At 37.1% G+C, this 26,714-nt stretch carries 22 protein-coding genes and 3 pseudogenes; 4 read left to right on the top strand and 21 right to left on the bottom strand.

Features of this window, described 5'->3' with window-relative positions:
* Positions 1-104 precede the first annotated feature (104 nt).
* The gene (locus ABOA58_RS07255) at positions 105-1,043 is read left to right on the top strand and encodes a DHH family phosphoesterase (RefSeq protein ID WP_350301793.1); all 939 of its coding nucleotides are present in this window, start codon (positions 105-107) and stop codon (positions 1,041-1,043) included.
* A gap of 287 nt (positions 1,044-1,330) precedes the next feature.
* On the opposite strand, the gene ABOA58_RS07250 is transcribed toward ABOA58_RS07255, so the two are convergent.
* The 4 genes from ABOA58_RS07250 to ABOA58_RS07235 all read right to left on the bottom strand — a co-directional run bounded on the left by ABOA58_RS07250 (position 1,331) and on the right by ABOA58_RS07235 (position 6,289).
* Positions 1,331-2,347 (bottom strand): aliphatic sulfonate ABC transporter substrate-binding protein, encoded by a 1,017-nt coding sequence (locus ABOA58_RS07250; RefSeq protein ID WP_350301792.1) that lies wholly within the window; start codon positions 2,345-2,347, stop codon positions 1,331-1,333.
* A 41-nt stretch (positions 2,348-2,388) separates the two neighbouring features.
* The gene (locus ABOA58_RS07245) at positions 2,389-3,141 is read right to left on the bottom strand and encodes an ABC transporter permease (protein ID WP_034314377.1); all 753 of its coding nucleotides are present in this window, start codon (positions 3,139-3,141) and stop codon (positions 2,389-2,391) included.
* On the bottom strand, positions 3,074-3,916 hold the full coding sequence (locus tag ABOA58_RS07240) for an ABC transporter ATP-binding protein (protein ID WP_350301791.1): 843 nt from the start codon (positions 3,914-3,916) through the stop codon (positions 3,074-3,076). The genes ABOA58_RS07245 and ABOA58_RS07240 overlap by 68 nt, the downstream gene beginning before the upstream one ends.
* Before the next feature lie 270 nt (positions 3,917-4,186).
* Positions 4,187-6,289 (bottom strand): YhgE/Pip domain-containing protein, encoded by a 2,103-nt coding sequence (locus ABOA58_RS07235; RefSeq protein WP_350301790.1) that lies wholly within the window; start codon positions 6,287-6,289, stop codon positions 4,187-4,189.
* 278 nt (positions 6,290-6,567) lie between these two features.
* On the opposite strand from ABOA58_RS07235, the gene ABOA58_RS07230 reads away from it, so the two are divergent.
* On the top strand, positions 6,568-7,251 hold the full coding sequence (locus ABOA58_RS07230; protein WP_350301789.1) for a DUF421 domain-containing protein: 684 nt from the start codon (positions 6,568-6,570) through the stop codon (positions 7,249-7,251).
* A 119-nt stretch (positions 7,252-7,370) separates the two neighbouring features.
* On the opposite strand, the gene ABOA58_RS07225 is transcribed toward ABOA58_RS07230, so the two are convergent.
* The 6 genes and pseudogenes from ABOA58_RS07225 to ABOA58_RS07200 form a co-directional block, all read right to left on the bottom strand.
* Complete coding sequence (locus ABOA58_RS07225; protein WP_350301788.1) at positions 7,371-7,895, bottom strand: type 1 glutamine amidotransferase domain-containing protein; 525 nt, start codon at positions 7,893-7,895, stop codon at positions 7,371-7,373.
* A gap of 96 nt (positions 7,896-7,991) precedes the next feature.
* Positions 7,992-8,729, bottom strand: coding sequence for a tRNA pseudouridine(38-40) synthase TruA (gene truA, locus ABOA58_RS07220; protein WP_350301787.1), 738 nt, complete (start codon positions 8,727-8,729; stop codon positions 7,992-7,994).
* Between the two features lie 889 nt (positions 8,730-9,618).
* Entirely contained in the window at positions 9,619-9,990 is a 372-nt protein-coding gene (locus tag ABOA58_RS07215; RefSeq protein WP_350301786.1) for a thioesterase II family protein, read from the bottom strand.
* Positions 9,971-10,585, bottom strand: a pseudogene (gene dinB, locus ABOA58_RS07210) (DNA polymerase IV); the annotation flags it as partial. The pseudogene dinB and the gene ABOA58_RS07215, both read right to left, overlap by 20 nt.
* A gap of 14 nt (positions 10,586-10,599) precedes the next feature.
* On the bottom strand, positions 10,600-11,205 hold the full coding sequence (locus ABOA58_RS07205; protein WP_350301785.1) for a DUF6434 domain-containing protein: 606 nt from the start codon (positions 11,203-11,205) through the stop codon (positions 10,600-10,602).
* A gap of 158 nt (positions 11,206-11,363) precedes the next feature.
* Positions 11,364-11,654: pseudogene (locus ABOA58_RS07200) on the bottom strand (flavodoxin-dependent (E)-4-hydroxy-3-methylbut-2-enyl-diphosphate synthase); the annotation flags it as partial.
* 157 nt (positions 11,655-11,811) lie between these two features.
* Between ABOA58_RS07200 and ABOA58_RS07195 the strand changes: the two are divergent.
* The gene (locus tag ABOA58_RS07195; RefSeq protein ID WP_350301784.1) at positions 11,812-12,948 is read left to right on the top strand and encodes a site-2 protease family protein; all 1,137 of its coding nucleotides are present in this window, start codon (positions 11,812-11,814) and stop codon (positions 12,946-12,948) included.
* 423 nt (positions 12,949-13,371) lie between these two features.
* Here the strand turns inward: ABOA58_RS07195 and ABOA58_RS07190 are convergent, their stop codons facing one another.
* From ABOA58_RS07190 to ABOA58_RS07145, 10 genes are all read right to left on the bottom strand, one after another.
* Entirely contained in the window at positions 13,372-14,199 is an 828-nt protein-coding gene (locus tag ABOA58_RS07190; protein ID WP_350301783.1) for a hypothetical protein, read from the bottom strand.
* A 412-nt stretch (positions 14,200-14,611) separates the two neighbouring features.
* On the bottom strand, positions 14,612-15,484 hold the full coding sequence (locus ABOA58_RS07185; RefSeq protein ID WP_350301782.1) for an HNH endonuclease: 873 nt from the start codon (positions 15,482-15,484) through the stop codon (positions 14,612-14,614).
* 211 nt (positions 15,485-15,695) lie between these two features.
* Positions 15,696-17,330, bottom strand: coding sequence for an ATP-binding protein (locus ABOA58_RS07180; RefSeq protein WP_350301781.1), 1,635 nt, complete (start codon positions 17,328-17,330; stop codon positions 15,696-15,698).
* A gap of 358 nt (positions 17,331-17,688) precedes the next feature.
* The gene (locus ABOA58_RS07175; protein WP_350301780.1) at positions 17,689-18,105 is read right to left on the bottom strand and encodes a hypothetical protein; all 417 of its coding nucleotides are present in this window, start codon (positions 18,103-18,105) and stop codon (positions 17,689-17,691) included.
* A 581-nt stretch (positions 18,106-18,686) separates the two neighbouring features.
* On the bottom strand, positions 18,687-19,244 hold the full coding sequence (locus ABOA58_RS07170; RefSeq protein WP_413016297.1) for a DUF5381 family protein: 558 nt from the start codon (positions 19,242-19,244) through the stop codon (positions 18,687-18,689).
* A gap of 13 nt (positions 19,245-19,257) precedes the next feature.
* Positions 19,258-20,052 carry a hypothetical protein gene (locus ABOA58_RS07165; protein ID WP_350301778.1) on the bottom strand — a complete coding sequence of 265 codons (795 nt, stop codon included), beginning with the start codon at positions 20,050-20,052 and terminating at the stop codon, positions 19,258-19,260.
* 9 nt (positions 20,053-20,061) lie between these two features.
* A complete protein-coding gene (locus ABOA58_RS07160; protein ID WP_350301777.1) occupies positions 20,062-21,309 on the bottom strand; it encodes a glycine zipper domain-containing protein in 1,248 nt (415 codons plus the stop codon).
* Between the two features lie 255 nt (positions 21,310-21,564).
* Positions 21,565-21,732 (bottom strand): hypothetical protein, encoded by a 168-nt coding sequence (locus ABOA58_RS07155; protein ID WP_157831085.1) that lies wholly within the window; start codon positions 21,730-21,732, stop codon positions 21,565-21,567.
* A gap of 35 nt (positions 21,733-21,767) precedes the next feature.
* A complete protein-coding gene (locus tag ABOA58_RS07150; protein ID WP_350301776.1) occupies positions 21,768-22,070 on the bottom strand; it encodes a WXG100 family type VII secretion target in 303 nt (100 codons plus the stop codon).
* Between the two features lie 157 nt (positions 22,071-22,227).
* Positions 22,228-22,593 (bottom strand): hypothetical protein, encoded by a 366-nt coding sequence (locus ABOA58_RS07145; protein ID WP_350301775.1) that lies wholly within the window; start codon positions 22,591-22,593, stop codon positions 22,228-22,230.
* Between the two features lie 146 nt (positions 22,594-22,739).
* Here ABOA58_RS07145 and ABOA58_RS07140 point away from each other — a divergent pair.
* Positions 22,740-23,054: pseudogene (locus tag ABOA58_RS07140) on the top strand (hypothetical protein); the annotation flags it as partial.
* Between the two features lie 565 nt (positions 23,055-23,619).
* Here ABOA58_RS07140 and ABOA58_RS07135 read toward each other — a convergent pair.
* Complete coding sequence (locus ABOA58_RS07135) at positions 23,620-26,199, bottom strand: immunoglobulin-like domain-containing protein (protein WP_350301774.1); 2,580 nt, start codon at positions 26,197-26,199, stop codon at positions 23,620-23,622.
* Positions 26,200-26,714: the final 515 nt, after the last annotated feature.

Here is a 26,714-nt window from a genome sequence, read left to right as displayed (position 1 = left end):
TGAGCCATGTGATGATTGAATATGCATAACTGTCAATATATGAATTATACATAATATCAATTATCGCTCGCTAGACAAGGAAAACTTAAAAGGGAGATGGCGATATGGACAATAAAAAAACGGAAATAATCGAAGCGATCAGGAAATACCACACAATCATCATTCATCGCCATGTTAATCCGGATCCGGATGCATTGGGATCACAAATCGGTTTAAAAAAGCTATTGAAGCATTCCTACCCTTCTAAAGAAGTCTTTGCGGTAGGCGAAGAAGTGGATAAGCTTCTATTCATTGGTGATATGGATGTCATTTCCGATAACAAATACAAAGGTGCCTTAGTGATTGTTTGTGATACGGCCAACATTTCACGGATCAGTGATTCCCGCTATGATCAAGGGGACATGTTGATCAAAATTGACCACCACCCTGAATATGAACAATTCGGTGATCTTTCTTGGGTCGACCCTTCCTATAGCTCTGCAAGTGAAATGCTAGTTGATTTATTCTTGGAATTTCCAGAGGGCTTTATCATGAATAAAGAATCGGCTAAATCACTTTATGCAGGAATACTTAGTGATACAGGGAATTTCATGAATGGAAATACCACTCCGAGGACATTAAAGATGGTTTCGCACTTAAGAACTTATAATATTCAGCCAGAAAGAATCCATAACAGTCTTAATGTAAAGGAAAAAAACGCTTCGAGACTTCAAAAAGACATTCTCATGAGCTTCAAGGTAACTGATAAAGGTGTAGCTTACTTCATTATTACGGAGGAACTTTTAAATATGTATGGTGTGGATCGACTCGAAGCTTCGAATTTAGTCAATACGCTATCAAGTGTCAGGGGCAATAAAATCTGGGCTTTCTTCATTGAATATCCTTCTGAAATCCGTGTCAGGATACGTTCACGGAATATTCCCATCGCTTCAGTCGCACGTCAATTCAATGGAGGAGGACATTCACTGGCTTCAGGAGCTACCATCCATTCCTGGGAAGAGGTTGATCATGTTATCCAAGCATTGGATCAAGTCTGTCCATAACAGGGAGTTCATGACCTGCGATGTTTATATGAATTCGTCCTTCACCGGAAAATAATTCAACCCACAACGTAATAATTTGATCTAATTTTGATTTATTCGACCTATACTGGAATTTATTCGACCATTACTGGAATTAATTCGACCTACAACGTAATATTCCGACCTAATTTCGATTAATTCAACCTGTACTGGAATTTATTCGACCATTACTGGATTAAATCCAACCTTCACCTGATTACAAAAAAAGCGCCAAAGCCAGGATGGCTGAGGCGCTTGCTTGTTTCAATTTATTTGGACACTTCTTGAAGAATTGATAAATCGATCATGCCTTTTATATCATTGCTAGGGATATAACCAGCTTCTTTGCTTATGTCGGCCATTTCCTGAATGACTTGCTCATTAACTTCGGTTGTCACTTCAAGGCGTGAAAATGCTGAAGCCACTTCTTCTTTACTTAATTCTTTTCCAGTCAGTTCCTTCAAATGCTTAATAACCAGTTCTTGGCTTTCTTCAGGGTTGTCTTGTATAAACTTCACCGCTTTTTCATGCGCTTTCAAATAGGAAGCAGCGAGCCCCTTTTTATCCAAGAACTTCTGGCTTGCAGCCACTACCGTATTAGGTGAATCTTTCCCCCATGCAAATTGATCCCAGTCAAGCAGTAACTTTCCTTTTGCCTGGTTTTCCAATACATAACCCCATGGTTCCTGGGTTGCTGCTGCATCGACTGATTTTTGGACAAAAAGGGCGGTTGTGTCAGCAGGTGCTGCCGCATACAGCTCAACTGTGCCCCCATTTGTAGTCGGTTTTAAGTCAACATCTTGAAGGGCCTTCCTAAGCATGACATCCTGTGTGCTTCCAATGACGGGAATCGCTACCTTTTTACCGCCCAAATCTTTTAAATCCGTAACCTTGCTGCCCTCGCTAGCCACAAGTACGGCACCTCCATTAACAGCCCCGGAGATCAAGTGGTATTCAGGGTTTTTTACGTAAAAGTTAAGCAATGGACCAGGACCGACCGTTCCGACATCAATTGCGTTTGTAGCCATTGCTTCCATGAATAATCCGCCATTGGCCACTGTTTTGGTTTCAATCTTAACATCTTTACCGAACTCTTCTTCGAAAAAGCCTTTTTCAAGTGCAATGATCGTTGCACTGTGGGTTAAGTTAGGAAAATACCCAATTTTCACGGATTTCCCCCCGGACCCTTCTCCTTCTTCATCATTACTGCTGGATTGAGTGCATCCGCTTACTATTCCGATTAACAATACAGACAGAATAAGGGCAAAAAATGATTTTTTCAGCATATTTTTCTCTCCTTTTAAACTATTATTTTATTAAACTACCGTTACTTCACTCCCCATTTCAGTTGAACATTACGTTCAAGACGGGAGAAGACAACATTATCCACAATTGTTCCGATGATTGCGATGATGATCATCACGGAGATGACCAAATCCATTTGTCCCAGTGATCTGCCCATTTCCAGCAATTGTCCAAGACCGCCTCCCCCGCCAAGTAATTCACCGGCCATCAATGCGCGCCAAGAAAAGGCCCATGCGATTCGGAGACCGGATATTATTTGCGGGACGGATGCTGGTAAAATCACGGTGCGAAGAAAATGAAACCCGGTCGATCCATATGTTTTGGCAACCCGCTGATACAACTGTGGTACATTCCGGAATCCACTCGTTGCATTAACCGTCATCGTCCAAGTTGCTCCGATGGTGACGATGAAGAGGATCGAAAAATCATTCAATCCAAACCAAATGATCGCTAAAGGGAACCACACGATACTCGGGATGGACTGTAATGCCGTCACGACGAATCCTAAAGTGTCTTCGACCAATTTAAAGCGCCAAATGAAATATCCCAATATCAGACCTACTATAATGGCAATCATAAAGCCGATCAGGATACGGCCAAGGCTTTTTCCGATGGCTTCGGTTATTTGTCCGCTCATCAGTCCCTTAAACAGGGTTTCCAAAACCTGAGTCAGGCTTGGAAACATGAAATCCGGAAGACTGGAAAGTCTAGATGTGACTTCCCATATCCCCGCTATCATCGCGATGAATATGATTCGTCTTAAAGCTGTAATCATTCCCCATTTCCTCCTTCAGCACTTTTTCAATTTCCTCCTGCAAAATCGATAGAACCCTTTGTTCTGTATGCAAAGTTACACTATCCGGCATAACTCCATCTTTCATGGAAGGGACGGAAATCGTCTCTTTGATTTTCCCGGGACGGGTAGCAAAGACGATAATTTTTTCGGAAAGCTGAACAGCCTCACGAATATTATGGGTAACGAAAAAGATCGTCACTTTAGTTTTTCTCCAGATTTCGAGCAGCTCTTTATGCAAAACCATCCTCGTTTGCTCATCAAGCGCGGAGAATGGCTCATCCATCAACAGGATATCCGGTTCCATCACCAACGCTCTTGCGATGGCTACCCTCTGTTTCATTCCTCCTGAGAGTTGATGTGGATAGGAGTCAACATATCGGCTGAGGTGAACCATCTTTAAAATGTCCAATGCCTTGGCTTTTGCCTCTTCATTGGGCATTTTCTTTAACTTCAATCCGTATGTAACATTTTCAAGTACCGTCAGCCAAGGAAATAACCCTGCCTCCTGAAACACTACAACCCGTTCCGGACCTGGCTTCACCACTTTTTTCCCAGCTACACGTATTTCACCTGTATCTGCCTTATCAAGGCCTGCAATCAGATAAAGGAGTGTGGATTTACCACATCCTGAAGGGCCGACGATCGAAACGAAGCTTCCTTTCTCGACCTCTATGTTTATCTCATCGAGCACCTTTATGCTTTCTTTCTTTTCATTCTTAAAACTTTTTTCAATGCCATCTATTGTTAAATACATAAAGTCACCCCACTTTTATATCGCATCGATTCACTAAACATTATTTCTTAATAATGATTAATCCAATGGTTTTTGTCAACTATAAAAATGCAAAAATTCTAATTTATCGGTATCTTTCTATTCAATTGTCAATGTATTGATAAATATTCCAGACTTACACAATAATACAAATGAACAAATCCCAATCAGCAAATATAAAAACCTGAGCCCTTTGTAAGGGTTCAGGCTAATTTTAATATTCATTGTTTCACCTACACTCTTTCGATGACCTTAAAAAATCCTGCTTCCATATAATTTATCCTTCATCTTTTGTGTCCTTGCATGCAGAGGCTTTTTCAAAATGATACCTAAGATGAGTGTGAATATTAAAAAGAGAATCAGGATAAAAATATCCTTGCCAGCTACGCTCCAAGTTATTCCCCCAACAGATTCACGAAGTAAACCCACAGCATAGGTGAATGGCAAGAACGGGTTAATATGCTGAAAAAAGGGCGGTGTGACCTGAATCGGGAAGGTGCCTCCTGAACTTGATATTTGAAGGACCATCAAGACGACGCTTATCCCTTTTCCAACATTTCCAAGAACGGAAACGAAGGTGTAGACAATGAGTGTAAATACTGTACTTATCAGAACAGAAAACAGGATGTACTCAAATTTATCCGCTACATACACATCGATCAGAATGATATTCCCAATGGAAACACTAAGAGCCTGCATTACCCCAATGATGAAAAATATAAGATACCGCCCGATATAAATTTGATACGGGCTGTAGACCTTTTGAGAAACACCCACGCTAAGCATGGAAATCAATATTGTACCGCCGACCCAAAGGGAAAGTGCCGTAAAGAAAGGAGACATTGCGGACCCATAGTTCGGAATCGGAAAGAGACTGTGTTTATTGAGCAGCACTGGTTCTGAAAAAAATTCACTTTCTTGTTCAATATCATTCCTTAGGAAATCGATCACTTCTTCCATATTATAAGACTTATCGAATTCCCTCATTTTAGAAGCTAGAGCCTTTATTTTCGTTTCGATTTCCGGAAACTTATTCTGTAACTTATCGATATCCCCTGTACGTGTTTCCAATGTTCGATTGGTCTCATTCAATAACACCCTCACCTCAGGAAGAACCTTGGCTCCCTCCTCCATCGTAAGCTGGACCTTATTCAATATTGATTCCGTTTCATTCCAGATTTCAGTGAATTTTGGCCCCGTTTCCTTTGAATAGCTCTCCTGGAATCTTGCCAAGACTTGTTCATTGTTCCCAGCAAGTTCGATAAGATTGCCGAAGGCTCGGTTATTAAGCGCTTGAAGTTGGTTCGAAGCATTAACCCTTAGTTCATCAACCAGCTGTATTTCTGGCTGAAGCAAGTTTTTCTCATTAAATTGATTGACCCTCGATAATAAATTATACATACTGTCCAAAAGGTACAGCTCTTTATTTATCCTCGTTATCCCTTGTTCCACTAGCTGATCATTCTCATTGCCAGGCAAACCCTGACCCGTTAACCGGTTCGCCAGTACTATAACGGATTCATTATCGCTCCTGATGTTCGCAATATCATTTCTCAAAAGGGGATTGATTTCTGAGAATGCCTGCCTTGTTGAATCTACATAACTAGAAACGTCCGATACCAATTTGTCCTTCTGCGATGTTATTCCTTCTATTGAATCCAGGCCATCATTAACCTTCTTAATGATATCTTCAGCCTTTTTGACATGTGTTTGAACGGTTTTGATATTTTGCTCAAGCTCAGGCAGTTCACCCTCTAATAAATACACCATATTCTTCATTTTTTGAATCGTCGGCAACTCTTTTTGCAAGGTGATTCCGAGTTCATTAAAGATTGCAAGGATACTACCACTGGCTGATTTGATAAAGGTTTTGCTCACATTGTCCACAATGCTGTTGGCACCCGCTGCCGTTATTTTAGGAGCAATGGAATTGATCTTTTCATTAACATAGTAATCAATTTCCGCCTTCTTAGGGTCATCGGTCATGATCGTCGCAATATGTTCGGAAAAGTTCTCCGGAATGATGATGGATGCATAATAATCACCCTTTTCCACCTTTTTTATCGCCTCTTTTTCGGATGTGAATCTCCAGCCCAGATCCTTATTCTCCTTTAACCCTTCCATTACTTCCTTGCCTATGTTCACGGCTTCGCCATTTAACTCCGCACCTTTATCATTATTGGCAACACCGACAAGGATTCCTTCCGTATTTGCATACGGGTCCCAAGATGCGACAATATTAAACCACGCATAAATGGAAGGGATGAACATGAGAAAAACAACTACAATACAAACAAAGAAATTTTTATAAATGCTTTTTAAATCGTCAATGAAAATTTCCTGAATATTTCTCAAAACATACCCCCGTGCAAAAGTATTTTGATACTATTATTCGAAGAAATTTCTTTAACGATACAAGTAAACATATCCATCGATTTTTTTAGACAAAATAAAAAAAGAAGCAAGTAGCGAACTGCTTGCTTCCTGAGATTTCACTTATATTGAATGCCTGGTTTAAAAATAAGGCTATCAATTTATGTCTTTTTCCTTTTTAAGTTACAGAATAAACGGCAAGATGTAAGAACAAACTATCACAAACGAACTGTCGGGAGTTTTGCAAGGGAGAAATAGTCATGTCAGAATCTGTTGAAATCATCTTTCGAACCTTGACCTCTTTTATTTTATTATGGGTATTTGTCCATCTCCTCGGTAAACAGACGATTGCCCAGAGGACCTATCACCTTTATATCGCTTCAATTACGATGGGGACAATTGCAGGGAATCTAGCATTCAATATAAAAATTAAATTCCTGTATTTTATCATTGCAATTATTATTATGGGTACCATCGTATATATGCTGAATCGTCTAACGATTAGAAATCCGCGCTTTGGGAAATGGATCGCTGGAGAACCTGCTACCTTAATTCAAAAAGGACAAATTCTCGAAGAGTCAATGGAACAAATGGGGTATTCACTGGATTCTCTTAAACAGGCTTTGCGAGGAAAAGATATCTTCAACATAGAAGAAGTGGAATATGCCATTTTAGAGACAAATGGCTCCCTCTCTGTATTAAAAAAAGAACAATACCAAAATGCCGCCAAGCAGGATTTACCTTTACTCTCCTCAGCAGGATCTGTACCGCTTGAACTGGTCTATGACGGAAAGATCTTATATGAAAACTTATCCAAACACACCTACGATTACGAATCGTTAATGGCTGAACTCAAAAAAAGAAACCTTGCTGTTTTTGATATCTCGTATGCTGTCGTAGGAACAAAAGGAAATTTGTATATTGATTTGATTAAGGATCAATGAAGGGAATAATCTTTCGCATTTCAGTATGTATCATAATCAGTATTAAAAATAAATTCGGGTATGGATAGAAAAAGTGGTTTTTCCATAAGGAAAAACCACTTTTTCACCGTACTATGGATTTAACCCTTTTCAATCACGTTTATCAATTCCCTTAAATAATCCGGTAGATCAGGCGGACGTCTGCTTGATACAAGGTTTCCATCTACGACGACGGGCTTGTCTATCCAAGTTGCCCCCGCGTTTTCCATATCATCTTTAATGCCCGGTGTACTCGTTACATTCTTTCCCTGTAAAATTTTCGCGGATATCAACACCCAACCAGCGTGACAAATTTGCCCGATCGGTTTTTTACTTTCTTCCATGTTTTGGAGGAGTGATATCACTTCAGGAAACCGGCGAATTTTGTCAGGTGCCCAACCGCCCGGTACAAGAATGGCATCATATTCTTCAGCTTTAATACTGCCATACTCATAATCGGAAATGGCTGGTACACCATATTTTCCAATGTATGTTTCATTCGCCTTTTCTCCAGCAAGGTGAACAATCGCCCCTTCTTCTTTTAAACGTAAAATCGGATACCAGAGCTCTAAATCTTCAAAATCATGGTGCACAAGACTGATTATTTTCTTTCCTGTTAATCTCATGAAAAACCTCTCCTTCTTTCGTTCTTTTTTCTATTACTTCCCTTTTTCTACTGACTGTACACTTTACATACAATAACCGATGAATCCATATCCGGTCTAAAAATCAACCTTTACCAAGTACAACCCAGCTGCCTCCGCCATTCGGCCCGTTTGGATTCTTTCTTTTGACTCTAAAATACTTGGTATATTTTCAGCATCTATTTCATTTAACCCTACTTCTATCAACGTCCCGACAATCTTCCTAACCATATTATAAAGAAATCCATCGCCTCGCACCGTTATTTGGATGAAGCCGGCATTTTCTTCTATATCAATGGAATATATCTCACGCACCATGGATTTTTTCTTGGACTTTGCATTTGAAAAAGCAGTGAAATCATGTTCACCTATAAAAAATTGACATGCTTTTTTCATTCTTGTGATATCCAGCTTTTTCTCTACATGCATACTGTACTTTCGCATGAAAGGATTTGTATATTGCTCGTTCCAGATCTTATACAAATAGGTTTTATCCTTAGCATTATAACGGGCATGAAAACGATCAGGAACTAGCCTAACCTCGACAACGCTGATATCTCGGGGCAAATATCTATTCAAATAATTCATGATTTCAGCTTCAGTCAGATTTTCACCGAGCTTAAAATTGGCGATTTGAGCAAGGGCATGTACACCGGCATCCGTTCTGCTGCAACCGATGATTTCAATTTTTTCCCCTGCCATTTCCGTTAATACATTTTCTATTTTACCTTGAATCGTATCATCACTATTACCTAGTCGCTGCCAGCCTTTATAGCGCCCGCCATCATATTGAATGGTCAATTTATAATTGTTCATTGCGTCCTCCTTATTTTATTCCTGTAAAGTCATCTAAACAGAAAATTCTCGATAAAATACAAGCCCCCATACAACTCCTGCTGTATGAGGGGACAGATGGTCCTTTCTTAGAAAAACATTTAAATTGTTAAGTTGTTAATGGGTTTTGTAACTGCTCCACAAGTCTACAGTAAAAGGAGTTCCATTTTAAGGGTTCGTTCAGGATACACCCCCACAGCCTCATGGACCATGATTTATGTAAAGATCCTGCAGCTCATCCATGCGGTTCGATAGTAACTCCCAGCTATCAAACTAAAAAAGCACTTCTGCATAGTGTACCAAAGTGGCTACCGTCATGCAACGAACGAGCCGGCGTCACATATCCAGTTTCCGTGCAATGCAGAATCACACAGGAATAATAAATGGAAATCAAAAAATAAAAAGGCCCAAACCCCTGTAATATCAAGGATTCGAGCCTTTGGCAGTTGATGACCTGTGAGGGGTTCGAACCCACCTCTTGCAATCTCATTAGACAAAATCAGGCTAGTTCAAACGTGTGATAATACATTTTATAAAAAAATTCAGTTATGATATCAATAACTAGGATTGGATATACAGACCAATCGCTAACGAAATGCTCACATAATTATTTTTTTGAGTTAATATCATTTAACTCAGTTGATTTTGAACTTACCTAAAAACCTTTAATTTATCTATGTTAAAACTAGTTTCTTAACTAAGTCTGACACTTTTTATCAAAATCATTCATATTGACATATTGAATTCTAATTTCCGACTCTCTTACATATCGTCTAACTTTTTCTTGCCTTTCTATAGGAATTTGAGACAAATACTTCTCCATTTGGTGTCCGGTTAAACTTTTAGGTATCTCAATAGCATATATATTCATTTAACTCTTAAGCGCTAACTGATGATTACTCAGTATGTCATCTATTAAAGTAACAACACGATTCTCTTGTGAGTAAATGAAGAAATGTCCCCCTATAAATTCATACCACCTACATGTTTGGCTAGTATGTATTTTCCACTCTTGCAGTTCATCCATCTTGATATCATCCTTATCCCCGTAAAAAACATAGAAGGGAATATTCAGCAAGGACAGTCTCTCCTGAAATTTATATGTTTCAACCAGCTTATAATCCGCTCGGATAGAAGGGAGATACAAATCCAGAAGTTCTTTATTATTAATCAACTGCTCAGGTGTGCCTCCTAAGTTAAAACCCTCTCTATAAAACGTTAAGGAGATCCTCCCCTGTATCAATGCCTAATTCATTCATCTTTTTTTCGGTTACTTTTCCTACCCCAAAAAACTTAGAGATAGGTAAACCCTTTATAAATTCTGCTGCCTTATCTGGTGGCACCACTGTAAGACCACAAGGCTTTTGAATATCTGACGCAATCTTAGATAAGAACTTATTGTAGGAAACTCCTGCAGATGACGTTAATCCTAACTCTTGGTAGATAGTTCGCATTATATCTTTAGCAATAATCGTAGCGGAAGGGGTACCAAAATAGTTTGTTGTGACATCTAGAAAGGCTTCATCAAATGCTATAGGTTCTATTACATCTGTATAACGTCTAAAGATTCCCATAATTTCTTGAGAAACTTTTTTATAATAATCAAGCCTTGGTGGAATAAAAATAGCGTGAGGACAAAGCTTACGAGCCATGTAAGATGGCATGGATGAATAAACACCATATTTTCTTGCTTCATATGAACATGTAGTAACTACTCCTCTTTCCTTTGCATCACGCGCAATTACTACCGGTTTTCCTTTTAAAATGGGATTATCCCGTTGTTCTATTGACGAATAAAATGCATCCATATCTATATGTATGATTTTACGAGTGCTCATTACTTTCACCCACTCTATTTTTTGGGTCTATATACATTATCCCCACGTTGACTGCGCACTTCTTTCCAAGCGCTTATAGCCTCTTTAAGTGATTTACCTTTATTAGCTGGATCATCATAATAGTCACGAATAAATGTGTTGTATTCAAACTGTCTTGAAATAGTAGTACGTCTTCCATTCTTCTTATCTTCTTGTATTTTATAATAATGGTCCACTACATCTTTGTATGTTTTACCTGGGTTTGCTTTAATAAAGTTTTGTAATTCAACTGAGAAGTGAAATTTAGTGCCAATTACACTTTTAAAGAATTCCCTATGTTCCTGAGTACACTTAAACCCTGGTTCAATAACGGTATTTAAAGACATAGTACCGGCACTTTTAGTTGGATGATAGGATGATTTTTTAGAAGTGGATGATGGTCTGCTAACCTTTAAACGATGACCCGTTTTTAGATAATATGCAATCCGTTCTGTAATCTCTATTTTTGAACCAGAAGCACTCATTGCTTCTTCTCTACAGAAGTTTTGTAATTCTTCCTTTAACCAATAAAATTCCAGGAAATCCTCTACTGAGATATTTTTATCTAGATTTGGACGTTCATCTTGTTTTTTCTTACTCATTTTCTACTATTCTTCCTCCCTGAAAATTTAATTTACAATCAACATTCTCCTATAATTTATCATATCATGCAACGCTTGGTAGTTGATTTAATAAGCAATCCAACCTATTTCACTAAAATAGGTTGGGTAAATAGTTATACTAAAACAATATTCTCTTGTTTTTCAATAAATGGTCCTTTGCCTCTTGCGCCCGCTATTCCAATGTCTGCTTCTCTGGATTCTACTGGACCGTTAACCACGCATCCTAGCACAGCTACTTTTATCGGAACTTTAATCGTTTGGATATACTCTTCTATTTGATTCGCAATACTAATGAGGTCAATTTCTATGCGCCCACACGTTGGACACGAAATCAGCGTAGTCACATTCGATGATAATCCAAACGACTTCAATAATTCTCTTGCTACCTTCACTTCTTCTACTGGGTCAGCACTTAAAGAAATGCGAAGTTAATATTCTAGAAAAATTCCCCTTAAAGGAAAAGAAAAGGATTATGCGAATACGATATAATAAGGATATTAGCAAGTTGATAAATCAAGAAGGAGCTCAGATAGACATAGTGTCACTGGGGTCATCTGTTTTCCCATTTACTCTAGGAGGTACATTTTGAAAGAATCTAAATTGAATAAAGGATGGTTAAGTTTGGCGGCAATCGGGTTATTTTTTCTAGGAAAAATGAAATGGTTGTTTGCGCTATTGAAAATAGCAAAAGTAGGTTCCCTGATTTCTATTTTCGTTTCATTAGGAGCGTATGCCTTGGTTTACGGTTGGAAATTTGCCGTAGCCCTAGTCTATCTAATTTACATCCATGAAATGGGGCATTTACTTGCTGCTAAGAGAAAAGGCATCAAAACATCAAATGCCATTTTCATACCTTTTGTCGGAGCGTTAATTGCCCTTAAAGAAGAACCCAAGAATGCTAACCAAGAAGCTTATCTTGCCTTCGGAGGTCCTTTATTAGGTACATTAGCATTTCTACCAGCCATCCCCCTATTTATGATGACAGAAAATCCATTTTGGCTTTTAGTTATTACACTTGGAGCCATGATTAATCTATTTAATCTAATGCCTGTGCATCCACTTGATGGAGGACGTATAGTGGGAGTCATCTCCACAAAGCTTTGGGTATTAGGGATTATCGGAATGGTTGTATATTTGTTTCTCCATCCAAATCCATTTTTAATTCTTTTCTTATTATTGGGTATTTCTAAGTGGTGGAAAGAATTCCGTAGTGAGACATCCAGAAATCAAAGAGACATCATCATTGAATTGAATCAATTTGGATTAAGGCAACTAGAACAATATGCAAGTGCAACAGATGAAGAAAAAATTCGCCTGGTTAATATTTGGAATATGGAATTCAGCCAACTACATGAAAAGTTTACCAACATGAAGAGTTGGCATATCCCGCTATTTGATGATAATAAGCTAAAAGAAAAACAGCTGACCGAGGTAAAATTAAATATTTATAGATCCTTAATGGATGCTGCTAATTCGAATGAATACCAGAACGGACCGACCGATTTTGAAAATATAGGCACCTATGAACGAATAGTTGCAACGTTCTTTAAAGAAGTGCAAGAACAAACTGAAATTAGGGATAAAGAGAAATCCTATTACTCATCGAGTCTCAAAACAAAAGTCATCTGGTTCTCATTATACATTGGGCTTGCCATTTTCTTAATGATAACAAGCTTATATGCAGGTGATTTAATGGAACAATATAAAACTTTATTACCGTAATATATTATGAAAGGGGACCTCATTTATGAGTGTCCCCTCAGACTTTAGACAAACTCGATTTTCATCGAGTTTGTCTAAAGTTTTTTTGCTTGTACAAATTTGGACGTTGATTGGAACGTAGGGCACTCGCTTTCCGCGGGCGGTCCGGGAGCCTCCTCGGCGCACCTGCGCCTGTGGGGTCTCCCTTGCCCGCTCCAATCAACTATGTTTTAAAATTTAGATAGAACTCCTTTTGCCTACAGTCTTTTTTGTTTTAAAATAGATCTATTAAAACTTGAGGTGATTGGTGAAAGCCTCCTTAATTATTGTTCCAAAAAAACCTCGTTTGGATCATTTCTAATTAAGTAAATACCCCTACAAGTAACCTTTTAATAATTTTTGGTTCTGTTAAGGTTAATGGTGTTAATTAGGCAAAAAAAGGACCTAAAACACGTATAATCTACCGACTTCATCCTGTAAACCTAATTTTATCATTTCATGTATGACCAATTCTTTTAACGCTATCTCATTTGCAATTAAGTAAGTAAATTGGACATCTCTGAAGAAAGCCATTTTACTTTCTGTTGTTGCAGAATTAAAAAAGGCCTTCACTTCTTCCAAGTCAATCGTCATATCTTTTTCAAGTTTGTATGGGAGAAAATTGCTTGTAATGTTCTCTACAGGTATTATGCCTAACCCATCAAGAGTTGATAAAATAGTTTGTTGCTCTCTTTCTGTCCTTACTTTTCTTTCCACATAATGATAGACATCTTCTATTCGTTCGCTATCGAATGTAGCTATTATCTTTTCCACTACATAGTTTGCGTTCTCTTCAAATTCCTCATCTTCAGGTTCTACTTGTTTTAGTTCTTTGAGCAAACGAATATACTGTCCCTCATCTTCCAGGATATTAAAGTTAGAAATAGTTAAGGCATCTTTCATCGTACAAACCAAGTTAAGAAACTCCCTTATATTCCTTGCTACAATCATTATATGTGAATCAAAATCCATTGGACTAATACATACAACAAAAGCATTCTCTAAATCAGATACTGTTCCGAAGTCAGTTAGAAATCCGAAATGTATGCCGTCAACGCCTGTACTAGCAAATGTAATGACATCATAGGGAGTATTTTCATAAGGGGAGAAGTCAAATTCTAAATAAAGGGATAATTCACTTAAGGAGTAGCCTTCTTTTTCAATTTCCTTCTCTAATTTATGGAGCTTTTCAATTGTTGGTGGCATTTTCAAATACTTTCCGAGATAACTCACTATTTTCTCCTTTAATATTGTGCCTTATTAGGTGATTTAAGAATAACTTGTGTGTTAAATTATTACAATATTAAACCATCGTAAGTATTGTCGACCCCAATTCGGCTAAACAAAAAAAGACCCAAATCCTTGTGATATCAAGGATTTGAGCCTTTGGCAGTTGATGACCTGTGAGGGATTCGAACCCACGATCCCTTCCCTGTCAAGGAAGAAGAGTGAATCGAATTATAACAGATTTAGTTGGAAAACGTTGATTTAATAGGCTAATATTTTTTCTATGTAGGATTTAATCAAATGTAATTGGTGGCATGTTGGTTTTGCCACCAGGCTGCCACCATTATTATATTTATCAAACCCTTGATTTTAAAGTGTTTAAAGGGCCATGGACCCTATGAAATCCATGGACTTTTGTTTACCGTTGCATATGTAGTAGTTGCTTTAGTTCACTTTTTGATAAACACGGTCGTTTACGGTGTAGCATACGGTGGCAGTTAGCGCATACCAGGGCGATATCCTCTACCTTTGTTTCTTGGTTATCGTCCATTTCCGATACAGGTTTCGTATGATGACCTTCTATATAACCATGTCCTAGTTCACCGTAATATTGTTGGAAATCAAACTCGCATACTTCGCAAAATAACTTACCGTGCTGTTGTAAGAATCGTTCCTTTGCAAGTTTAATAACAAGGGGGTTTCTTTCACGTACTAGATGCTGTTTTAATTTAACCTTTCCTTCTGGAAAACCTTCGTCATCTTCCGTAAACCCTATACGATCAATTTCGTTAAGTTTACGTAGTACATTACCTACGGAACTAAAACCGTACTCTAAAATTGCGTTTCTTTCTGTATCAGTAATACCCTGTCCAGACATAGTGGTTTTTGCAAATTTAATATTAATATTGCTTAGATATACAGGGTTATCAAACACTTTGAAGTCGGTAAGAATTATACATCCTATTTGACCCGTATATGCATCAGTTCCAAACATGGTTTTCATTCTACCTATAAAACTTTCCTTATCTTCATCACCGTTAGCATTACGGTATCTGTCCCATGCTTCACCTGCCGTTAATACCTCGAAACGTATGTACGTAGCCATACCCAATACCGCTCTTTCTCCTTTAACTCTCTTATCATTTTTAACAAGAAAAAAGAACGGTTCCCCCATGGTTATCGATTTAAAGTTTTTAGTGTCCTTACGCCAAAAGTTAAATTCATCTGCTTCATTATGCGAAGATAAATTCGTAAACCATTCCCTAGAAGTAATGCCAATATAACCATTCATGTTTAAACCTCCTGCAACTAACTAATAATGCCTGTAAAATATTGTATCATTCTATTAACGTTATTATTGGGTAGATTTTTAGTTTTGCAGAATTTAATCTCGGTTATGCAACCCACTACGTTGTTCTGATGCAATAATTTTAGATGACTTGAGAAACCCTTTGAATTTAATAATGATTAAATTCAAAGGGTTTTTTATCAGAAATCCATGTTTAATTTAGAAGCTTCCAGAACGCCATATCCTCCATAATTTCGTATCTATTATTGGTAACAGACGTGACTAAGCTTTTGTGTTTTTGAAGTTGTGCTATCTTTTTAACTATCTGCTCACCCTCAGCCTGATTTTCTGGACTGAAGATAGCTTGTACTTCCTTCTTTTTAATGGTAGGTACTCTATGTATAATCCAAGTCAATATATACTGAGCATAGTCATTATTTGTAGTTGCAAAGTGGTCTAAAAATTGGGTTGATAGGATTACACCAACGCCATATTCTCTTCCTTCTTTCATAATTTTCTTTAAAGAAGAGAAGTCTTGACTCAAGAAATTATCTGCCTCATCAACAAGTATCATTTTCGTTAATTCACGATAATCTCCTTGAATTGTACTGTGCCCTTTTGTAGACATCTGGGAATAGAAGGTGTCCAAAGTGATTCCTACTATCAAGTTCTGAACACTTGGATCATAACCAGCCAGATTTACAACCGTTACGCCTTGTATCATGTCATATAAGGACTTTGTATTCTCACTATTTGGAGAAAAGATCTCAAAATCATAAATTTGTTTTAGTGCTGCATAAAGACTATCTTCTTTTACATCCTCCCTATCCATTAATCGTTCAAATACATTATTTAATGTAGGTGGTACCAGACCCCATGTAGCCATATCAGCCTTATAAATACCAGCTTGTGAATAAGCTTCAATGATTAAATCATTCAATAACTGCTGTTGCTTTATACCTAAATTAAAAGCATTGGCAATTGTTTCTTTAATGGTACTAGCTGTATGCAAAGGCAATAACGGCTTTAGTTGTTTTCCCCTATATAAAGATAACGGATTATACGGAAGGTGATATGGATGATACACTGTAGCGTTTGTCGCCTCTATAAAGTCATCTTTGATATAGTCACCTTTATAGTCAAAGATGAGAACATCAATAGGTGTTCCATTTACATTAGATAGAGAACCATCATGTATCTGTTTAATGAACGATTTAGTAAACTGAGTTTTACCCGTCCCCATCGTACCAATAATACCTGTATTCGTATGCATGATTTTACTAGTCGTAGTTGGATACCAATACAATGGTTCATTGCTGTTGGGTGAATGACCAAAAAGAATTCTTAATGGTTCTGTTTCGTCAGGCAATTTTGTAACGGAAGGTTCTATAACTAGAGAACTATTATGTGAGTCATGATACGCCGTAACCGAAGCAATTGCATGGCTTTTTTCATAAATATTTTTCAAATTTGGCTTTTCTTCCGTTTGCAGTTCCTCAGGCATTTCCTCCTGTTCCATGTTAAGCATTTCGCCCTTCGGATGTTTATATATATCCTCCCAGCCTTTTTTGAATTTCTCATATGCTTTTTGCATTGCGGATGGTGTTAAATGGGTGTAAACGTAGTAATTGTCTTTTACAAAGATATTTTTCTTTTTACTTCCATTTTTGGCTACGAAGTATTCTGAATCGTAAGTGCGGATTCCTGTGAACTCTATTGTTTCAATTGTTTTTTGTAAATCTTTTTCCATGAAGAACTGCCAGAAGTTGCGGAAGATTTGTGCGTGTGATTTTTCTGCCCATCTGATTATTTCTCCATCTATGTTCATTTCAAATTCATGAGTGCTCATTAGTAAATCCTCCTATAGTTCTCCTCTTTATATATTAGTTTACTAAATTTTAGCTGGCAAATATAAATAAAGATATAAAATGAATTGGTTCTGTTGCAGAAATTTCTAGAGACTTGCAATTAATTTCCAAGTTTTGGACATGGCGATACTATTACTCTAAAGAAGGTGCGTGATTAAAGTTAGAAATCAAGTTTAAACCTAAGCTTTCTAAGACAACTTCTCTTTCTCTGGGTCTTGTCTTATTGGATATCAGTTTAATTTCTCACTCAAAATTCAGCTCCAGAGAGATTCTCCAAGGTGGCTTCTTTATCTTTTCTTGTTTTAGTTTAAAGTCAGGTCACCATTTTCTTAGAGTACATTAATTTATTAGCATTTTATCTAATTCACGAACTTTAACATATGACTCCAATAGTTGTTCAGGTATTAATGTTTTCCCATAATCCCAAGCATTAGTTTCTATTTCGGATTTTAGCTTTTCTTTTTCTTCTTCGTGACCATACATTAAAATCCTTAAATCATGTTTGTTTTTCTTAAAATCTAAATAATAACCAATCATACGATAAAGAATAATTTTAACAAAGTCTTCGTCTGTCTCTTTAATTCTAATTTTCCCTTTATAACCGTTAACTTGAAGGTAATTGAATTTTATAGTATTGGTCGATACGTTATAACTCATAGGTGCACTTAAATTATTATCAAATTCATAAGTAATATCCAAATTGTGCTCATTTAATGTGTTATTAATTATCTTTTCGATATCGCTTATATAAATCATTTAACTATCACTTCCCTTTTAAAGACTTACTTCATTATAGTAGTAGATTTAAGTTATTCTTCCTATATGATAAACTGTTGAGATATTAAAATCACACAGTTAAAATTAAGGTAATATTTACTATATAATACTGAAGTGGAGGGTAAGTCATACGAGAAGTGTGATTAATCCCCTAATAGAACCCCTAATTGGAAAGGAATTTTACTTTTAATTACTCTTCCATACTTTCCTCCTTTTATTTCACTTTAAAACTTTCTATCATTGGTTGTAACTCTTCTTGATATTGTTCTACCATCATTTCAAGTGAAGGCATTGTATAATACTTTTCAAGCCAAGAAACGTAATGAAGTGCTACATTCACCAATTGAGTAAATTATCTTTATTAACATAAAAAGACCCAAGCCCTTGTGATATCAAGGATTTGAGCCTTTGGCAGTTGATGACCTGTGAAGGATTCGAACCCACGCCCCCTTCCCTGTCAAGGAAGTGAAAGTAATGGGATTATAACAGATTTATAATGAAAAAGAGAATTGGACGCGAATCACCAGCTTTGGACTGAGATCTTTTAATTTGAATGATCGTTAATCAATTTTCTGCTCTTGCCGCTCGTATTTGGCTACTCTTTGCAATTTATCTAAATCCACCTTACGATCCCATACTTTTTTTGCATTTTCTGTAATATAGGGATAAAGATATTGATCAACGACCACCTGATAATCCAGGTCATCAAGTAAATTATACGTACGAATTTTTATGGTTTTGTTATCAAGGGTGTCAATGACTATATCATTGATTAAATTCAGTGGATTTCTTACTAAATCAATATTCCGGATATTCTTAATATAAACTGTACCTTTCTTCGACTTAATCGTACCATTTTCACCTTGGACAATCGTTAACAGGACCTTTCCTGGAATAAAACCTGGAAGTGACCAAAGCGTTAGGTAAAGGTAAAAAGGAGTAAAGATGAGACCACCGCCAAGGTAAAATAAAGAATACTTGGACTCAAATTTCAAACCGTGTATGATTAAGAAAAAACAAGCAATTAAAAAACCTACAGTCGCAAGAAACATCCACCCGTACATGAACTTTGACCCTTTTATCTGAATGGCGTCATTTTCTTTCTTAACGTTTACCAAATAATGCACCTCCTTAAGCTGGAAGAATCTTGTTGGTTAATAATAGTTGATTAATAGATTCCTCATTCGCTCTCTGAATACTCAGGTCAAGGTTGTCCCTTGTAGCTAGCCAACATTCATTCTTTCCTGGAATCACAAAATAAAGATCTTTTAGGTCAGGGTTATTCTCTGAGTCATACGTTAAGCTTACTAAACTATCCATTTTACCGTTTCTATTCGAAATATCATTTAAAAACTCTAAGATACTAGTAGACTCTCCCTTTTTACTTACCCATTTCTGAACAATTGACTCCGGTAAAGAATGAGATTGACTTACATCTTCTAAAAGTTCTTCAAATTCTTCACTTTTTAACTGAAGAATAACTTCACCTTGCTTTTCTAACTTATGGAAGTGGAAAAAACCGCTTATAACTGAAAGGATTTCTTCTTTCGGCAGCTTAGAAATAGAGTGAACTTGATGATCGTACAATACTTTATGTAAATAAACCTCTCCATTTTTAAAATGAAAGGCAATACTATCTTCTCCATTTAAGTCTGGCTGATGTTTAGAAGCTTTTACGGTACTTTCTGCAATATTCAATGTATGAATATAGGCAGCAAATTCATCTTTTAACTTATATTGATTATTTACTTCCTTTAACATATCTTTTGCTAACAAAGAGCGAGAGGCAATTTCTAGCATTAATTTCAACTCGGCATCTTGAAGCGTTTGAAAATAGGCTCCCTTAATCGACATTCCTTGTTCAAATAAACCTTCACTATAAAATGAAAAAAGTAACTCTTCAATACTTAATTGAATGGTATTCATATATCCTCCTTAAAAAAATGAAAATTTATCCTCAAAAAAATCTTTTGCTCCATCGGCAAGGGAACTCGCTGTTTCTTTCGCTTTCGATAATCCCTTACCGATTTCCCCCACCTTCCCTATTGGGTCAGCAATAGTATCCTTAATTTGATCATTTACGAAATCAGCACCTTTATTAACACCTTCAACAACTTTCCCAGCTTTCTCCAAACCACCTTTAATCAGTTCAAGCCCATCATGTATAGGTTCTTTAATGACAATCGCTGCTTTCTCTGCTATACCTGCCGTAAGTTTAGCCGCTTGCTCTCCAACAAGTCCTCCTACAAATGAACCTGCAGCGGCTCCTACAACCGTACCGACTGGGCCTACTAAACTTCCTAGAGCACCTCCTACGAATGCTCCCGCAATGGAACCTCCAGAAATCGCTACGGTATTATTCACTGCATTTCCTACCGCTTTTGCATTTTCTCGCTTTAAGACCTCTGGATTATTTCCATATTTCGCATAGTTTTCGGAAATTTTCAGTCCCATTCCGCCTGCTTCCATTACTCCTGTTACTAGTACTGCACTAACAGCGTTGGTTTTGGCAAATTTCGCTCCCGTCTGTAGAAATGATTTAAACGTTGTAGAGTCCAATGCTCGATGATTAATCCCTTCAAATAATGCCTTTGAACTATCTGTATACTTAACAACATCACCAGGAAGATATTTAGCAACCTTTTTGTGAACTAAATCAGCAAATGGAACATCTCTATATTTTTTCAATAAAAAGGTTGGATTTAAATAGGCTCTTGCTACATTACGAAATTTGGAATTATCGACTACATCTGTTAGTTTATTTAGGGCATTCATATGTTTATACATATAGACATCATCACTATTTTTGATAAATTGCGTAAAACCTAGCCCATAAAATGCCAGCTGTTTTGATACTAAAGCACCCATCGCAGTGAGCGCTCCATATTTCTCATGCAGTTTATAAAGTTGACCGACTAAGTTATCAGCATCGGAAAATTTATTGGCTGTCATTCGAAGGTCGATCTCCATTTCACTCAGAAGGTCAACTAATTGATTTCCTGTTCCCCACGGATCTCCTACTTGATAAAAACAATGACTATACTCTGCTGGAGCACTGCTAATTAGGTTCACTAGTTCCAAATGAAGACTCTTGTATTCTTCTTCAATTTTTGACAAGTGCGAGACAAACTCATTTGCTAAATCTTCTAAACGATCTGGGTCTACTGAAATTTTATTCCCCACTGTATCATCCTCTTTTCTTTTCCTTTATGAACTATTTCATCTATATACTATGAAAAAAGTGATGTCCTAATAGAATAATCTATAAAGGCAGGATAAATAGGTCGACACAACCCGGTACCCAATTTTCATCCATTCCTTGCTTACCGTCATCTTCTTTTTTCTGTCTCTACTTATTACAAGCCATTTTAAACCTCTCAAAACAATTATCATTATTGGCAAGTACAGTTGTAAAACTTTAGCGGACATAAGGTAGACTTAAAAAAGAGTGATTATTTGATGTGCCAAAACACCAAATTGAATGAACAAAATAAAAAAACCACCGCAGCCGGGGAGTAAACTACCATCTTTATTTTGCTTATTCTTATCCGGGAGGATCCAGCCTTCCTCTTCCAAACTTTTACGATCCCTATTCTTCGGTTTCATATGACACCTCTTTATATCCTTCATTCATTTTGTTTCTACTCATCCTTCATACAAGCAAGCCGCTCTAATTCTTTTTGTCTTTCAATCTCTTCTCTCACTCTGTCAACATCATTTGCTGCGCTTTCTAATTCTCTACTTATTTGATAAAGATTGTCTGAATGTCTTTGAAATAGGACAGCTGCTTCATCTAATATTGAATCAAATTTTTTCCGGGCTTCGCCAGCCCATGTCTCCGTATTCGTATGTATACTCTGCATTAATTTTGATTCATCTAATTTTAACTCCTCAGAAGATTCCTGAAACACTTTTGTTAACGCTCTGACTTTATCCGAATTCATCTTTTCACCTCATTATTGAATCAACGTACTTTTTATTCTCAAATACCATTTTAATACAACAATTCCCTATTTTAGATAAGTAAATGTTACTATAATTACTAAGTCACTTCCATAGGCCCCCAGTATTGAAATAAGAAATAGATATAGGAAGAATGTTTTATTTTATTAACATAACGAGTGTAGTATAATATTGATAACCAATACTTGTGGTAACATCGCCCTTATTAAACACTAAAGCATTTGAAATCTCGTTTCTTTCTTCGAAATCCCAGCCTTCCTTTTCCATCATTTTAATGAAGGGCTTCATTTCCCCGCGTTTTACTAAATATCCGTAAATCCCCCCCACTTCCTCTATTCCTTTTACTTCAGTAATTTCTTTATCCTGAATAATTATTTTAGATATAGCCACAGCAAACGGTATAGGGTTTCCTTCTTGAAATATCACATCTTTTTTTTGAATTATAAAGATGGAAAATAGGATGAATATTAGTACTATTATTCTAAATGCTTTCGATTTTAACAAATAAATTACTCCCTACTCTCAAGTTATTTAGCGCCATATGATAATTTTAACATTATTATTTTGGAATTAAACAGATTTTGGAATATTTTCCATTAAGCAAGCCTACTCCTTTGTTGCATTAGAAAAGGAGCTGCTTTAATGACCAGTATATGATGTGGTTCCCCCAGCTATCTTTTGATACTGGGAAAGGGAAAGTTTCAAATGCTCGGGGTTGGATTAATGTTTTTAATCAAAATTGGACAGAAATTGAAGAAAGAAGAATGGAAAGTGATTATACACCTGATAATCTCTCTGAGGGTACGCAAAGAGATCGAATTACTTTTATGAAGGTTAAAGACCCTGTCTTCGGTACTTATAAGTATCAATTTGTTGGTATTTTTAAATGGAATCGTATCGAGGATAATCGGATGATATTTAAACGAATTGCTGAAGAGATAGATTTAACACCCTACAATCAATAAAGGATAATCACCTCCCCATTTAATAATAGGAAATGTAAATAAGGGTTGCTGCGGCAATCCTTATTTTTGTTCAACTAAAGGGTCAGATAGTTTTAAAAAAGGAAATTATAATCTGGTGTATCATAGGAGTAAAATATTGAGGTCCTCAGGATTTCCCATAAAAGCCCTTAGACCTGCTCTATCAAATGCAATTTTTTTAATTTTATATTGATCCTCTTCTTTATTACTCATATATGCACACCACCTCGTTCAATATATTCCTTATTTTAACATATATATGCATTTTATCTAATTAGTCATTTGAATAAACGATTATTTTTCTTATTAACTTCAACCATAAGGTCCTTTACCTTGGGCAACGAACATTCCGGTGCTTTTTAGACCAACGTTAACGATTATTAAAATTAGTGAAAGAAGCTCATTATCAAAAGCCACTCCTTCGTTATAACCAGGTCTCTTCTAACCTTCTTGTTGTAGCATCCCATTGTGCAGTAGGTCCAAACAATAGAAAAAGAAGCAACAGATGTACATTCTGCTGCTTCCTCTTGTTAAAACGCTTCGATATTTAGTCTCTGAACGTTATTGAATATTCATAGGTGTTACCGTTTGGTATTGTAGCAAAAATAGAAAGCTTACCACCTTTTATAAGGGGGCCTTTCCCATCTTTAAAATCGATGTTCACATTCGTCCTGGATGAAGGTGCAAGGCTGGTTACAGAATCCAACTTAACTAATTCTTCTGGAGAAGAACCATTAGGATCGTAAACTTTTACGCTATCTATAGTGACTGGCACATTTCCATCATTAATGGCATCGAAATCCATTTTGTCAATTCGCAGATACCCAGTACTAGGATCGGCTTCCCATCCCCCGGTAAAGAAACGGAGATCAGGTCTCCCAGAAACGGTAAAGGTGGTTGAATCTTTGATACCATCCACTGTAGCGGTAATGGTAACTGTTCCGTCCGCTAAGGCTGTTACGTGACCTTGTTCATCAACAGTCGCAACAGTTTCATCAGAAGATTCCCAAGAAGTGACCTCTGGAAAGCTAGCGTTTTTTGGGTAGGCATCGATATGCAGGTGAAAATCTTGTCCTGTTTTTACGATGTAATTAATATCAGAAACCTTTACTTCTGTCACTGGAACCTTCTTGACCGTAATGGTAGATTGGATTTCTGCCCTATTCCCCATCTTATCCGTTACATAATACGTAACGACATATTCTCCTTCGGTTGAAGTATCCACGTTTTGCGTATCAACATCAATTCTTCTTGTCAAATCCCCATCAATGTTGTCATTTGCCTCAACCCATCTAAGTAAATCTGGCAGGCTAGAATTTTGATCAACTGTCCAATCCCGTACCCCAGTGATCACCGGAGGGATGTTATCAACGACTGTTACTCTGCGGTAAATTCCCGACCTTATTCCTTTCTCTGAAATATTGTAGATTATTGTATAGGTACCTAAGTTGTTTACATCTACATCTCCACTCACTTTAATTAAAGAGGTGACATCTTCTCCATTCGCGTAATCTGTAGCAGTTACCCCTTTTAACGGGTCGAACCTTTCACCTAAATTTATTTTCACATCATCTGTTCCAAAAAACTCCGCTTCCCGATACGTTAAAATCACTTGACGGTTTACGGTTGTAGTATTGCCAGCTTCATCAGACACGGAGTACTCATATGTAAAAGTGCCTGAAAGTGATAAATCTGAAGTATTTAACTTCTCTCCGATAGCTTTAACAACCACTTTAGAGGTGAGATCTCCATCATTATTATCTGAAGAAGTAACCCCTTCCATTGGATCAAAAGGTTCAAAATAAAGGACTCTTCGGTTATCAGCTCCACTTATTTTTGGAGGGATATTGTCTATGACCGTTACCTTTCGTTCAGCGGTCGTTTTGTTCCCCGATTTATCAGTGACGGAATAAATTAAAGTATATGTTCCAGCCTTATCAACATTTACTTCGCCCTCTACTTTGATTTCTGAGGTAAGGTTCCCGTCAGCATTGTCATAAGCTGTGATTCCGCCGCTTAAAGGGGGGAAATTATCATAAATGCCAATCGCGAACGTTCTATCGTTAAGTCCAGATCCCGTCAACGTAGGCTTTACTTTATCGACTACGTTAATCTTGCGTGTAACAGTTGTTTTATTATTTGTTTTGTCCTTAATACTGTAAACCAGTTTGTACGTCCCGACTTTTCGGACATTTACACTACCCGTTATCGTCATCTTACTGGTTATAGTTCCATCTATATTGTCGGTAGCTTTCACACCCGATTTCGGATCAAAGGACGTTCCATAATTCATAATCTTATCGCCAGCACCGGTAATTTGCGGTTTCGTCATATCTTTTTTCACTGTAATGGTACGCGTCACTGTTGTCTTATTCTCGGTTTTGTCTTTTGCGGTATACTGAAGCTTGTATATCCCTGCTTCGTTAACATTGACCTTACCACTAATGGTGATTTTACTCGTAATGTTTCCATCAACATTGTCTGTAGCCGTTACGCTCGTTTTAGGGTCAAATGAATATCCCTTATAAATGGATTTGTTGGTAGCACCAGTAATTTTCGGTTTTTCTTTATCCTTCTTAACGGTAATAACACGAGTAACCGTTCTTGTATTCTTTCCTTTGTCCGTCACAGAATATTTCAGCTTATAGGTTCCTTCTTTTTTTGTGTTTACCTGGCCGGTAACCTTGATTTTAGAAGTAATGGTACCGTCTGCGTTATCCGTCGCCTTCACACCAGATTTCGCGTCAAAGGAATATCCAAGATAGGCTGTTTTGTTAGTGGCCTCAGTGATGTTTGGTTGAGTAGTGTCCTTTTTGACGGTAACAACCCGCTTTACGGTAGTGGCATTCTTCGCTGTGTCGGTAACTTTATATGTCAGCGTGTATTTCCCAATTTTTTTGGTATCGACCTTACCTGAAATTCCAATCAAACTGGTGATGTTTCCATCAACATTATCCTTAGCGGTGACACCTTTTTTAGGATTGAAAGTTTGATTCAAATAAACCGTAGTATTTGTAGCACCTGAAATCGTTGGCCTTGTGGTATCTGCTGCCGCAAAACCCACAGTAGGCTCCAATAGAATAATTAGAGCAACAAGATTGACGAGGCTATACAATATCTTCTTCATTTTTTAAGACCCTCCTAGTAGTTCCAATGCTAACCGCCGCCGAGCGATTCCAAAGTTTATAGGCAAGAGTCTTATTTTATCCTTATCTACCTTCATACTAGTAAAAAAGAATGAATTAATGCTTCATCTCTTTGAAATCGTAGCAAACCGAAAGAAGTTTCCTTATCTTTTGGCATAATTGCTGAATGAAGGTTAGCGTTTTCACCTATTTGTTATAATAGTCGTGATTCTTCCAACCTATTATACTTCAAGCGTCACGTCATTTAATGGGTTTTATGGCCCATTTCTCTAAGATAGGTTTCAATTGCATAAAAAATTCTGACTCCGAAATGTTTGTTTAGAATTACATAAGGTGGTTTTATGAAAAAACAGATGACTCGCTTGATTGAAACCCTAAGATACTTGCCTTCAATCACATAAGTTTTCGACTGGTGCGTTACTAAGGAAGGCAAGTGAAGGGTGTAATAAAATGCGTTTCCTTAAATTGATCCATAAAAAAACTTCGATTCAATGAA

Origin of the sequence: Peribacillus frigoritolerans, assembly GCF_040250305.1 — a bacterium.
Classification (GTDB): domain Bacteria; phylum Bacillota; class Bacilli; order Bacillales; family DSM-1321; genus Peribacillus.
This window is presented reverse-complemented; position numbering and strand designations above follow the sequence as displayed.